Source organism: Pseudomonas sp. FeN3W (assembly GCA_030263805.2).
Classification (GTDB): domain Bacteria; phylum Pseudomonadota; class Gammaproteobacteria; order Pseudomonadales; family Pseudomonadaceae; genus Stutzerimonas; species Stutzerimonas stutzeri_G.
Map to the genome: position 1 here is coordinate 4984848 of CP136010.1, position 12944 is coordinate 4997791.

Below are 12944 nucleotides of genomic sequence, written 5' to 3' on the forward strand. Positions count from 1 at the left end.
ATAGAGTTATAAATTAAAAACTTACAGACATGAAATTTGCAGCTGACAATAAACTAGGATAAATAGCAATGAGCACCGTCGGCCAGATCGAAAAAATGACCCAGCAACGTGTGGTCACTCTGTTCCAGAGTCAGCTGGGCTACGAGTATCTGGGCGACTGGGCCGAGCGCTCCGGCAATGCGAATATCGAGCCCGAGTTGCTGCGCGGTTGGCTGGCAGAACAGGGTGTCGGGGCTAATTTGGCCAGCCGGGCTATTTTCGAACTAAACCGTGTAGCCAATGATGCCAGCAAGGGTCTGTATGACCGCAACAAAGCGGTGTACGAGCTGCTGCGCTATGGGGTGAAGATCAAGCCCGAGGTCGGCGAAAACACCCAGACTGTGTGGCTGATCAACTGGAAACAGGCTGACAAGAACCACTTCGCCATTGCCGAGGAAGTCACCGTCAAGGGCGCTGATGCCAAGGCCTATACCAAGCGCCCGGATATCGTGCTCTATGTAAATGGCATTGCCCTGGGCGTACTGGAGCTGAAGCGTTCCAAGGTGGCGGTGAACGAGGGCATTCGGCAGAACCTGGATAACCAGAAGGTCGAGTTTATCCAGCCGTTCTTCTCCACCCAGCAATTCGTGATGGCCGGCAACGATACTCAGGGCCTGCGCTACGGCACCATCCAGACCGGCGAGAAGTACTACCTCACTTGGAAGGAAGAAAACGCTGACAGCGCCGTTGCCGACAATCTGCTGGATCGGCATCTGCTTCAGCTGTGCAACAAGGCGCGCTTTCTGGAGCTGATCCACGACTACATCGTCTTCGACAGCGGGGTGAAGAAGCTCTGCCGGCACAACCAGTACTTCGGTATCCGCGAGGCGCAGCGCTACCTGCGTCGGCGCGAGGGCGGGATCATCTGGCACACCCAGGGCTCGGGTAAGTCCCTGACCATGGTCTGGCTGACCAAGTGGATTCGGGAAAACATCCAAGACTCGCGGGTGCTGATCATCACCGACCGCACCGAGCTGGATGAGCAGATCGAGAAGGTATTTACCGGCGTTAACGAGCAGATCGTGCGTACCACCAGCGGTGCCGACCTGATCGACAAGCTCAACCAGCCATCGCCCTGGCTGCTGTGCTCACTGATCCATAAGTTCGGCACCCGCGAGGATGCCGATGTAGAAGACTTTGTGGAGGAGCTGCGCAAGAGCCTGCCGCCAGACTTCCGCGCCAAGGGCGACCTCTATGTATTCGTCGACGAGTGCCACCGCACCCAGTCTGGCGAACTGCATAAGGCGATGAAAGCCATCCTGCCCAATGCCGTGTTTATCGGTTTCACCGGCACGCCGCTGCTCAAGGCCGACAAGCAGAAGAGCATCGAGGTGTTTGGTCGCTACATCCACACCTACAAATTCGACGAAGCGGTGTCCGATGGCGTGGTGCTCGACCTGCGCTATGAAGCCCGCGACATCGATCAGAACATCACCTCGCAGCAGAAGATCGATCAGTGGTTCGAGGCCAAGACCAAGGGCCTGAACGACCTAGCCAAAGCGCAGCTCAAGCAGCGCTGGGGCACCATGCAGAAAGTGCTGTCCAGCCAGTCGCGGCTGGAGAAGATCGTCGCCGACATCCTTCTCGACATGGCCACCAAGCACCGCCTGGCTGATGGCCGTGGCAATGCGATGCTGGTCACCAGCAGCATCTTCGAAGCCTGCAAATGCTATGAGCTGTTCTGCAAAGCCGGGATGGGCGACATGTGCGCCATTGTCACCAGCTACAAGCCATCGCCTGCTGACATCAAGGGTGAAGCCACTGGCGAAGGACTGACCGAGAAGCTGCGTCAGTACGCCATCTACAACCAGATGCTCGGCGACAAAGATCCGGAGACCTTCGAGAAAGAGGTCAAACAGCGCTTCATCAAAGAGCCGGGCCAGATGCGCCTGCTCATCGTGGTGGACAAGCTGCTGACCGGTTTCGACGCGCCTTCAGCGACCTACCTCTACATCGACAAACAGATGCGCGACCACGGCCTGTTCCAGGCCATCTGTCGGGTCAACCGCCTGGACGGTGAAGACAAGCAGTACGGCTACATCATCGACTACAAGGACTTGTTCAAGCAGCTGGAAGGCGCCATCGGCGACTACACCAGCGGTGCACTGGACGGTTACGACAAGGCCGATGTGGCGGGCCTGCTGGAAGACCGGCTGAGCAAGGCCCAGGAAGACCTTGAGGAAGCCCGCGAGGCGATCAAGGCCCTGTGCGAGCCAGTGGAGAAACCCAAGGACACGCCTGCCTATATCCGCTTCTTCTGCGGCACCGACTCGGGTAATGCCGAAGTGCTCAAAACCAACGAGCCGAAGCGGCTGAACTTGTACAAGATGACCTCCGCGCTGATTCGCTGCTTCGGCAATCTGGCCAACGAGCTGGAAGAAGCCGGCTATAGCGCCAGAGAAATCAGCGAGATCAAGGATGAGGTTGATCACTTCACCAAGGTGCGCGACGAGGTGAAACTGGCCAGCGGTGACTACATCGACCTGAAGGCTTACGAGCCGGACATGCACTTTTTGATCGACACCTACATCCGGGCCGAGGACAGCGAGAAGATCTCAGCCTTCGATGATATGTCGCTGATCCAGCTGATCGTGGAACGTGGTGTCGATGCGGTGGACGCTCTGCCCAAGGGCATCCGCGAAAGCCAGGAAGCCGTGGCCGAGACCATCGAGAACAACGTGCGCAAGTTGATCATTGATGAGTCGCCGATCAACCCGAAGTACTACGAGACCATGTCTTCGCTTCTCGACGCGCTGATCGCCAAGCGTAAGGAAGACGCCATCAGCTACCAGGAATACTTGGATGAGGTGGTGAAGCTAGCTCAGCAGGCCAAGAACCCCACCAGCTCGACCAACTATCCTGGCTCGATCAATAGCGCCGCCCGCAAAGCGCTGTATGACAACCTGAGTCAGAATGCCGGCCTGGCATTGGCTGTGGATGCCGCTGTGCTGGACAGCCGGCAGGACGACTGGCGCGGCAATGCCATGAAGATCAAACGCGTACGCCTGGCTATCAAGCAAGTGCTGGATCAGTGGGGCAAAGACGCCGCTGAGGCCTTGGGCGACTATTCAGCAGGACAGGACAACGAACGGCTGGATGCCTTGCTGGAACTGGTCAAGCATCAGCATGAGTATTGAGTCCCGCAATATCACTGTCAGCGGTTTGACCGTGGAGGTCGTGCGCAAGCCGATCAAGAACCTGCATCTGGGCGTTTATCCGCCGCAAGGACGTGTGCGTGTGGCCGCGCCGTTGGCGGTAGATGACGAAGCCGTGCGCCTGGCGGTGGTGGGCAAGCTGGGCTGGATCAAGCGCCAACGGGCCAAATTTCAGGCCCAGCCCCGGCAATCCCAACGGCGCATGGTCAGCGGCGAGAGCCATTACTTCCTGGGCAGCGGTATCGCCTGCGCGTGCACGAGAGCAGTGGTATAGCACTGCATGTAACGCTGCGCGGTAAGGCCTGCATGGATCTGTTCGTGCGTCCGGAGACCACCGTCGAGCGACGCGAGCAGGTGCTTCAGGACTTCTATCGTGCAGAGTTGAAGCGCCTAGTGCCAGAGCTGCTGGAAAAGTGGCAGCCGAAGCTAGGGGTTGAAGTAAGGGCCTGGGGCATCAAACGGATGAAGACCAAGTGGGGCACCTGCAACATCGAAGCCCGACGCATCTGGCTCAACCTGGAGCTGGCCAAGAAGCCCGTGCAATGCCTGGAGTACATCCTGGTGCATGAGCTGGCCCACCTGCATGAGCGGCATCACAACGAACGTTTCACCTCTCTCCTCGACCTCCATTTGCCGCAATGGCGAACTCTGCGCGAGGAGCTGAATAGTTCAGTGCTGACAGAGTTTTAAGCCAGTGTGGTGGGTGGACGCCAGATCTTTTGGTGCCCAAAGCAAGGCATGGCGCTAAGCGGTTGATGGCAGTTGTTGACCAGATTAATTAGCGAGAAGGGCGTGGAGCGGTGCGTATTAGCCAAGTACCGGCGAATAGCAGTCAGGCTGAATCCACGCCATGAAGATGCCAAATCTCATACTTCAAGCTCTATTTCCAACTTCTTGCGTAGAAGACGTCTTATCGCTTCCGTATCCAGTGCTGTATCAACTCGATTGAAGGCCCCCAAATCTCCCAATATAAAAATCCCGGAGCAGTAAGAGCCAATTCTCCGCACTCGTTCTTAGCATTTTCCATCAAACTATCCACTGCTTTTTGATAGTCATCCGGTACTGACTTGCCACATGTGTAATGCCAAAGGTGATAGTACTCCTTCTTGAGTTCACATAAATCCTCAATCAACTTCGCGAGGATCCGATGCTGTTCGGCTATCGTCGGCATTGATACATATTCCTAGTAGTGGCTACACACGGAAAGTGTAGATGACTCTTAGCTATACATACATCAACATATACACCAAAGATCTGATATCAGCCAGGCCTTACCAAGGGAATGGCAGGTCAATCTACATTGCATAAGCAGCCTAAGCTAGTTCAAGAGGCGCCAGGGCAAGCGCAACCTAGCTTCCCCAGAAGCTTTGAAATGCATCAGCGAATACCATCCGATTTTGCGTTCAAAAGTCGCGATCACGTAGAAACTGCCGCTCGTTGTATGTAGTACCCAGAAGCCGCTTTCTTTATAAAGGTGGATAACATCGGATGTGCGAATTGTTGTCCCTTCCCTGAATACTTTACATGAGCTGTGATGACTGAAAACGCGACCCACGGCAGACCTAGCGAAGATATGGACATCAGTGAGGTATCCAGTCACGCGCCATGAAAATTGGGTGTTTTGTGCTTTTATTAGACACAGCTTTGTGCGCCTGGAAAGCTCTGTCATAGGCATCAAAAAATCCGTCCGAGAGTCTCAAGAGAAGCTCTTGTTCTGATGCCATCTCCCATTAAAATATAAACTGTACTTAGGGTTTGGAAAATGAACCCTTGCTCGAATTTGTGTAGATAGCTTGTGCGCACAAAGTCGCCTACATCCCAACGGCGCTGACTATCGTAAATCACTGTGTGTGCGTAGATGACGACTGGTTGACGGTTAGTTCTAGTCAACTCGTTGAGTTGCGCTGAGGTGACGTCCAGATCTATCCAGCGCCAATCAGAAATGAGGCAGTACTCAGAGTATGGGTGGCGCTCACGGGCAATCCGAACAGCCTCATCCTGACTGACCTTTGCTCCAGGCATCTGTATTCCATCGCCGTAGAGCAGATCGGTTATCTCATGCAATTCTTTCATCGCTTATCCACCGTAATACCGACGCGCAGGTGGCTCGGCGGTGTAGAGCACTACATCAGACCCCATCTGAACTTGACTAGCCATCAGTTTGGTCGGCCCTCCGAATTGATAGCAATTGAACTTGGTGTGCACGAGATGGAATATTTCGCCCCGCTTGGTTCGCTGCTCGATCAGTTTTAATACATCAGCAACTGCAATTCCCTTGTTGTCAGGAAAATCGCAGCTTACGACCGCTTGAAAGCTTCGGATGAATAACCCTTCTCCTGGTTCTTTGAGCGTCCGCTTAATGATCTCGGGATCATTTGTAGCTATTGTATTTACAACACCATTGGTTTCGGTACTGGCCAGCGTAATGCTCATCCAGCGCTCGCTGCCTTTCTTATTGAGGCACCAAAGTCCTGCGCTTTCTGACTTGAACTCAAAGTCTATATGTCCGGCTTGAGCAACCATGGTGTTCCTCCGCTTAAAATATCTGTTCAGTCGCTATGCCGCCGTGGAGGCGGGGTGTCATTCAGGGCGGCAGGAGCAGAAGCTGGACATCGCTCTTTGCGGACTCGGTTAGGGGGCCGCTGGCTGCAATCACACCTGCTTGGCTGGTGCCAAGGATTTCAATTGGCATTTATTGACGGGGGTTTCTGATAAGATCATGCGACACATCGTTAGCTTATCAGCTAACGATGTGTCGCGTCAAAATTGGTTTGATGCTCGTTTTTGAGCGCGAAGAAAATGAGGCTTGAAAAGGTTTTGGGGCAGGTGCTGCGGGATGCCAGGCTCCAAGCTGGTCTGACACGCACTGAGTGCGGCGAAGTCCTTCATATTTCAAATCTGAGCCAGATCGAAAACGGCCAAACCCTTCCTCGCATCGATACGCTTGCCGCTCTCTGCAAGGTGCTCGGTGTCGCTCCCAGCGATGTTCTGCTGGTTGTTGAAGCGCGTTGCTCTGGTCTCGACGTTGAAGAGCAGATAGTGCTGAGTAATAAAAGGCTTAGGGCTTTGCTGAGTGCGGGGCGGTTTGAGTCAGTTGTTCAAGAGGATGCGCTTCGGGAATTCGAGGGAGGAAGGCAGACAGTACTCGTGACTCCGTGAAGCGCATGCAGGGTGAAGGTCTACAAAAAGACGAGATCGCTCGTAGGCTGGGGTGACACTCAGGACTGTTCAGAGGTACTGGGCTAGAGGGTAAGCTAGGATCCCCGCGCACTGGTCGTGCAGTCGCTCATGCAAGGTCAAGATCCATGGCTGCCGTCAGAGCCTCTTCTCGCTTGATGTATTTCTCCTTGCTGATTTTCCCTCTTTTGAAATCTTCTAAGAGCTGTTTTCTCCGACGCTGGTAGGTTTCATAAGTCCTGGCAACTTGGACGTTATGGATGACCTGTTCGTACTTGGATTTTTCCCTAAAGGCGGCGTCCACATAGTTAAGCAAACTCTCAAGCGTTGCGTGGCCGCTCAAGGCCATGGCGCGCTCGGCCAACATCTTGTTTGTCATTAGTGTTTGCCTGAATGAGTCGGGGCTCAGGGCCTGTGTTTCAGCAATGAGCTTAGCCACAATGTTGGTGCAGAAAGCATGCCTGAAGAGGTGCGAGCAGGCTTGTTCCTCGATGCCCGCTGCACGTCGAATTAACGAAAACTCGGTCGTCAAGGTATCTATCCCTAAGGGGCGTCCGCCTCGCTCTGTCACTAGTAGAAAACCGTGGTCTGGAGCGTCCTTGAATCGCTTCATGATGGAGCGGCGGTCGCCGCGAATGTAGTTCAGGAGGTCTTCTATCATTGGTGGGCTAAGCTCAAGCTCACGAGTCAGCCCAGTCCCGCCTCTCTTCAACGTGGAAAGTCGAATTATTGGCTTTTTAATTTTGCTAGCAGCGAAAACTTGTGCAACAGTAATCGCCTGAATCTCGGCTCGACGGCCACCCAGCTCCTCGAACAGGGAAATCATCAGATGCCGACGATTGCATAAAAATTCCGATGTGGACATCTCATCAATCGCGTTGTGCAACTTTGCGATGGTGGCTTCGCCAATAGGTCTGCGGGTCTTTTTGGCACTGGCCGTCCTGAACGACCTGTGGTGAACGCTGGAGCGTTTGATGGCTTTTCCATTTCGGTAGAAAACTGAGTCCACCATCTCAATAGAAATGGTTCCACCTATTCCAACGAAATTATGAATTCCATTCATCTCTCCCACATGTGAGAGAAAGCTTAAACATCTTCTGCCTATGCTGGTAATTGTGCGCTCAGTTCTTTTTGGCTGAGTGGGATTGTTTAGTTTTGTCTGCTTGCGGAGTCCGTCGATGAAGTCGCAAAAATCGTCGTCGGAAAGGGCTATGAAGTTGAGTTTGTTATAGTAACAGAATCTAATCAGGTGACTGATCTGCCCGGCGTATTCACCAAAGGTACCCCCTTTGGTTCCAAATCTTGATGGGCCATTGCCGCCACGGCTGGGTTGCATGCGCGTCTTGATCATGTAGGCGTTGGCCTGCAAGCAAGGCGAGCCATCAGGCCAAGTCATGAATGGTATATTGCTACTATCAAGTGTATGCAGTTTATCGTGCGATAAATAGTCGTATAGTCGCAGTCTCGGGATTGGAGTGAACAATTGAGATGCTTCGGGGTACTCAATGATTCGCTTTGCCATTTGGCACCAACTGCAAATGATTTTTCATGGATAGAACGGTCACGTCATCAAAGGGGGCAGGATTCAACCCTAGTATCTTGATGATTCTGTTGATTGCGTCGTTAATTCTCTTTTGCCGCAATCCCGTATTCGTGGTGTCAGAGATCGTGATCAAATCTTTCCGGTTAATCTCCAGTGCCTGTATTAAAACCATATTTACCGCTTGGAGTGTGGAAATCGAAGACTTGAGTTCTTCGACCTGATCCTCCAGTGCAGAACGAGTACGTTTATTTGGAGGCGTCAGTTCCTTCCTGAACTTGCGTATAGCATTCTGTGCATGTGCCCGCAATTTTTCTAAGTGCTGAAAATCTTTCTCAGGCTCATTGTCGGCGAGCCTTTTCTTTAGAGTGTTAAGGCTTATGGGATGGATTGTGAAGCTTTCATTCTGTATGAAGAACTCAATGTCCAAAGAGCATAAGCCACCTTGGCTCTTCAGTGCGTTCAGAACTTTTTCGTTGTCAGTATAGTTACCTGGTGATTGCCCTATATCTACCAGTAATTTGAAGATGTTCGCTATGGATTGATCAATCAGCTCGCGCTTGGGTAGTGTGTTCATTTTATTCTCAGCTGACAATGAATAGGACTTGCATGGATTTACCATTTTCATCGTTGAAAAATTTTGGCTCAATCCGAGCTTTACCTTCTTCAAGCATCGCCGAAAGGTAGTCTTCGATTTTTTGCTCGTCGACCAAGGAGAATTTGGTGGTGCTGAATTCCGCAAACAGCAGATCCTGCAAATTCTGGTAATTGTCTAACCGTTCGTGTTTGGCGAGGTCAGCAAAATAGCGGGCGCCCGCGCCCCTGAGATCTTTGGGCTCTAGGCACTCGGTCAAGTAGTGCCAAACGTGTTCAATGTCGCGGTGTCCGAGCATCCAGCGAAGGGTATCCAACTCGCCGAAGCTATTGGTGTAGAAAAACATAATGGCAAAAAAGCGGCGCAGTTGGTGCTGGCGTACGTAGTAGCGTTCCCCGTCAGCAGTGATATCGCTTTCGAAGTAGTCGCAGGCGAAGTCCAGATGGCGGTTGTACAGGTGAAGCGAGCAGTCCTGTAATCCTTTGTGCCCCAGCGACGATGGGGTCGCGAAGAGGCCGGTCAGATCGTCGATAACCCGGAGACGCTTGAGTAGCTTTTGAAAGCGGCGAAGCTCCTCGATCATTTCCACGGCAATGGCGTCAATAGGCCGAGACTCACGCTGCCGCATTCCCAAGGCGTCGCGGGTGGATTTCTCCAAGTTGAAGACGAGCCATGATTTGCTTTTGTCCAAGCAGTTCGCAGCGTCCAGAGTGACCAACTCGTCAATGCGCCGCGCCATGATCATCCCAACGACCATCTGTATGCTGCCCAGGTAGACGTATACCAGCTCAAGCAGTCCGTGGTTGGCGCGCAGGTGCTGGAAGTACTGCTCCCGGCTGCCTTTTCGAGGAGATTTATTATTGGTGCTGCGGTTGCTGGATAGGCCTAACCTTTTGACGCCGAAGTTAGCGAGCTCCGGGCCGATAATTCTCAAAAAGTCCTCTTTGGATTGTTGGGTCATTGAGATATTCTGAGCGTGACTACGCGCTGCTACCCTGATGAAACCGTTCAGGATCTTCCTCCCATGTTCGACATGGAATTCCACACTGCGGCGGAATAGCTTCAACAGGTTGTCTGACGGCACGCTTCTGAATCGGGAAGATTCGTTGAGTTTTGGAATGTACTCTGTGATGGTGTTGGTATCTGCGGGTGCGGATAACCCTAACGTATTGAGTGTCGCGCTATTCACGAGCGCGTACCGATAGTAATAGTATACGGTGTCTTGGAGGATATCAGACTCGCCTGTGGTGACTCTGACCCCTGGATACTCGCGCTTGTAGTTGATTTCGTTGGGGTAGAAATTAAGTACTTCGAGAGCCGATTTTGGCGTTTGTCGCCCACGCAACGTGTCTGGGTAGATGCGCTCCGAAAGTGCTTTTGTGCTTACCTTGTAGCCATTGCTACTATTCCCGTAGTACAGATTAGCCTTCATGAGTGCCGCACGAATCCTCGGGATATCAGCCACGGTGATATCGAGTTTGAGATTCTCACACTCATCGTCGCTCACCTCCAACATACTTGGATACTTGGCAAAGATTATCTCGGCCTCGTTATCGCTGAGATTGCACAGCTGAGCATTGCAGAACGCGGATGAGCGTTCAGGCCATGCATAAACGGAGTCTTCAGCCCATGGAGTAGAGGCAAGATGGTTGAGAATTCCTTTCAAATCATCGGCGCTCAAGGCGCCAAGGCCGAACTTGATAAGGCCAAGCCTTCTTGAGTGTATCAACAGGTAGTCAATGAGTCTTAACGTGCATGACAGACGCATGTTTTGGGTCACGGGCGCGCGCGTGGAAAACTCTTCATTGACTCCGTTCGCACCAATTATGAGCAGATGTTGCAACGACCGTAATAATTTTTCGTTCTTGGCCTCAGTCAATAGACTGCCATCCCCAAGATGTACCGTCCAATCGAGTTCTATGGGTTTTTTTTGGTGGGCCTGAATTGCCCAGCGATGCTTATAGAAGTCACTTAGCAGCCAGGGTGCTGACGTATGAGGCGCTAGTTTTGTTATCACAAAGTCATCGAGAAATTCATACCCGGTGCTGGATTCACGCCCAGTGAGCAGGGACATAGATCAATGCCTCCATCTTTTTCGCATCAACTAGTTTCAGCGCAGCATCTAGGTGTTGCTTCAGCAGGCGGTTATAGCCGCTTGTGATTTCAGATTTAATTTTGTCTGCAAATGACGCCCAGTATTCCGCTTTGCCGCATACGCGGGCCCGATCAGTGGAGGTTTTGACTGCTGCTTCAAGTGAGAGCAAAGAAGCCAGGAACGGCACGCCGATAGAAAAAACAGCCTCACTAGCCTCGGTAATTGTCCGCTGTTCTGTGCGCTCAGGATCTGAAGCTTGGTAGGGAATCTCTTTAATTCGGTGGTTATCCAGAAAAGCATCCAGTTCATCCATGGTGTTGAATCGGGTCACTCGGAGGAGATGGTGACTATCCTTCATGGCTTCACAGACGAGCGCTTTCTGAAAGATCCGGATCCACCGAGCTTTGATGAATGCCAATAGAGCGTCCGGTAGGTAGTGGCTGAGCAGATCTGGGTAATAGTGCTCATGGCCGAGGGCCTTAGACATGGCTTCGCTACTTTTACTATGAATAAAGATTTCAACCGCCCTAGATGCCCGGATCTTGGTCAACCGTACTCGTTTGATGAATTCGACCAGCTGGGCAACCGGCAGGTCGCTGTGGGGCTTGAATTGTGTGATCAGTTGTTCGCGTAAGCTAGAATTGCCACGAAAGGTATGTTCGTTCCAGATGGTTACATCGGCCTTATTAAAGCTGAAGGCTTTCCCTGAAGTGATAAATAGGTAGCGATAGCTGTCTTTCCCTTGCGCGCGTAGCTTTCTCCGTCCAGAGCTAGTTATCTCGATAATATCCTTCACTATGTTGAAAGAAGTGTCATTGAGCTCGATGACCTGCTCTCGAACATCTGGATTCTTGCGGTCTTTGTATCCAGTTAGCAGGCGCTTCTCTTCGTTAAATCCCACCAATTGACCTTGCTGATTGTAAAGCTCGAAGCTCTTTAGAAACTCGGTCGTGATTTCAGGATGCTCAAGCACTAATAAGCACTGAAGTGGGAACAGACTTCCTGTAACGGGGAACCCGTAAATGTTGGCAAGATCCGCGGCATCGAAGTTTTCACCGGTGAGTCGGTTGTAAATCTTGCAAAGGAAACTTGATGGCACCTTAGAGTCGGCGGCCTCCAGTGTCGCGCAGATGTCAGCCAGTGTGTACCGGTTTACGATTCCCCGGCCTTGGTACTCGATGATCGGGGTGCCGCTCTGAGCGAGCAAGACACGACGGGCCTTTCGGGATTTCAGGTCTGCAACCTGATGGATTGCCCAGTTACGAACTGTGGCAAGGTCGTTCTTGATGTGGAAAAACAATACGTCAACGGCTTCTGAATCGGTTACGTAAAGGGGAATGCTCGTAAGTAGCTTTTCTTGGACAAGCAGCCCGCCTTCTCGCTCTTCTAGTTTGGTTTCAGATCCATGCTTGGTTGACGGTGGTGGTCGCTTGATTGGTGAGGTTAGCTTTGCCCATACCCCAGTTTTGCATAGGCACTTCTCAATCGATGTTATAAATCTGCCCCAGTTTTTGATTTGTGATTTTGCATCCTTCTGGGCTTCCTTTGCCTCGCTGAAGTAAGCAACTGTAAAGGCCTGTATGAAACTTTTCACGCCTGCCTCGGTTTTGAAGGTGCTCCGGGGCCATATGGTGTGGTGCTCACCGAGATAGTCGAACATGTAGTTCCATTCAACGCGAAATGCGCCAGGTCGGCCACGGAAGTACCTTTCAATTTCTGCGAAGATGGCCTCTACAAATACCCGCCCATAAGGGGCTACGAGCTGGGCGAGCCGTACGTACACACCAGTTTCGTCCGGGCGCAGGATTGACCAACCTTTCCAGTACCAACGTTTGTACTCATTAGCCGAAGCAATCTCCGCGCACACGCTTGCATCTGGTTTGAACAGGGAGAAGTTCCAGGAAAAATCGTGAGCTTCAGGAAGCTGCGCTAGAGCCGTCGTGAGCGATTGATAGAGGCAACGGCATAAGGTTTCACGCTTTTTTTCTGGAAGCTCCACTAGAGCATTGCCTGCCATGGCGGAGGAGAATCCACGCAAGATCCCCTCGATACAGGGGCTTCTGACCGTGTCCATGGTGATCCGTTGGCCGGTAATGTCACAGTAGGCCTCCAACAGTTGTATGGACGCGTGGACGCTGTATTTTCTGAGACCGAAGATTTTTTGGTGGTCGGCTGCCCCTTGGATAATCAGATTCGCCAACTCTGGGTCGATTGCAGCCAAAGGGTGATAGCGGATAGCTTGGGTTTTTTTGATAATTGTCATTTTTCTTTTGCTTCCATTGGCGTCTTAATCAATCGTTTCAGAGCTGTTTAGAAGATAATGACAATGTTCTCAAAATAGTC

The 12944-nt window shown here is 52.0% G+C and carries 8 protein-coding genes and 1 pseudogene; 3 read left to right on the top strand and 6 right to left on the bottom strand.

Annotated elements, in window-relative coordinates:
- The first annotated feature begins 68 nt into the window (after positions 1-68).
- Positions 69-3176 carry an HsdR family type I site-specific deoxyribonuclease gene (locus tag P5704_023575; GenBank protein ID WOF78934.1) on the top strand — a complete coding sequence of 1036 codons (3108 nt, stop codon included), beginning with the start codon at positions 69-71 and terminating at the stop codon, positions 3174-3176.
- Positions 3166-3884 (top strand): annotated as a pseudogene (locus tag P5704_023580) (SprT family zinc-dependent metalloprotease). Before P5704_023575 ends, P5704_023580 begins: the two are co-directional and overlap by 11 nt.
- Positions 3885-4868: 984 nt before the next feature.
- On the opposite strand, the gene P5704_023585 reads toward P5704_023580, so the two are convergent.
- On the bottom strand, positions 4869-5267 hold the full coding sequence (locus tag P5704_023585) for a hypothetical protein (protein ID WOF78935.1): 399 nt from the start codon (positions 5265-5267) through the stop codon (positions 4869-4871).
- 3 nt (positions 5268-5270) lie between these two features.
- A complete protein-coding gene (locus P5704_023590; GenBank protein ID WOF78936.1) occupies positions 5271-5717 on the bottom strand; it encodes a hypothetical protein in 447 nt (148 codons plus the stop codon).
- Between the two features lie 261 nt (positions 5718-5978).
- Here P5704_023590 and P5704_023595 point away from each other — a divergent pair, with 261 nt between their 5' ends.
- Positions 5979-6353 carry a helix-turn-helix transcriptional regulator gene (locus P5704_023595; protein WOF78937.1) on the top strand — a complete coding sequence of 125 codons (375 nt, stop codon included), beginning with the start codon at positions 5979-5981 and terminating at the stop codon, positions 6351-6353.
- A gap of 127 nt (positions 6354-6480) precedes the next feature.
- On the opposite strand, the gene P5704_023600 is transcribed toward P5704_023595, so the two are convergent.
- The 4 genes from P5704_023600 to P5704_023615 form a co-directional block, all read right to left on the bottom strand.
- A complete protein-coding gene (locus P5704_023600) occupies positions 6481-7767 on the bottom strand; it encodes a site-specific integrase (GenBank protein ID WOF78938.1) in 1287 nt (428 codons plus the stop codon).
- A 106-nt stretch (positions 7768-7873) separates the two neighbouring features.
- A complete protein-coding gene (locus P5704_023605) occupies positions 7874-8488 on the bottom strand; it encodes a hypothetical protein (protein WOF78939.1) in 615 nt (204 codons plus the stop codon).
- Positions 8489-8495: 7 nt separating this feature from the next.
- Positions 8496-10580 (bottom strand): integrase, encoded by a 2085-nt coding sequence (locus P5704_023610; GenBank protein ID WOF78940.1) that lies wholly within the window; start codon positions 10578-10580, stop codon positions 8496-8498.
- Positions 10558-12864: a hypothetical protein gene (locus P5704_023615; GenBank protein WOF78941.1), complete on the bottom strand. Its 2307-nt coding sequence runs from the start codon at positions 12862-12864 to the stop codon at positions 10558-10560. The genes P5704_023610 and P5704_023615 overlap by 23 nt, the downstream gene beginning before the upstream one ends.
- Between the last annotated feature and the right edge of the window lie 80 nt (positions 12865-12944).

Bases quoted from the DNA above. Each gene is read 5' to 3' on its own strand.
- P5704_023575 (WOF78934.1), top strand. From the start codon at position 69: ATGAGCACCGTCGGCCAGATCGAAAAAATGACCCAGCAACGTGTGGTC.
- P5704_023585 (WOF78935.1), bottom strand. From the start codon at position 5,267: ATGAAAGAATTGCATGAGATAACCGATCTGCTCTACGGCGATGGAATA.
- P5704_023590 (WOF78936.1), bottom strand. From the start codon at position 5,717: ATGGTTGCTCAAGCCGGACATATAGACTTTGAGTTCAAGTCAGAAAGC.
- P5704_023600 (WOF78938.1), bottom strand. From the start codon at position 7,767: ATGACTTGGCCTGATGGCTCGCCTTGCTTGCAGGCCAACGCCTACATG.
- P5704_023605 (WOF78939.1), bottom strand. From the start codon at position 8,488: ATGAACACACTACCCAAGCGCGAGCTGATTGATCAATCCATAGCGAAC.
- P5704_023610 (WOF78940.1), bottom strand. From the start codon at position 10,580: ATGTCCCTGCTCACTGGGCGTGAATCCAGCACCGGGTATGAATTTCTC.
- P5704_023615 (WOF78941.1), bottom strand. From the start codon at position 12,864: ATGACAATTATCAAAAAAACCCAAGCTATCCGCTATCACCCTTTGGCT.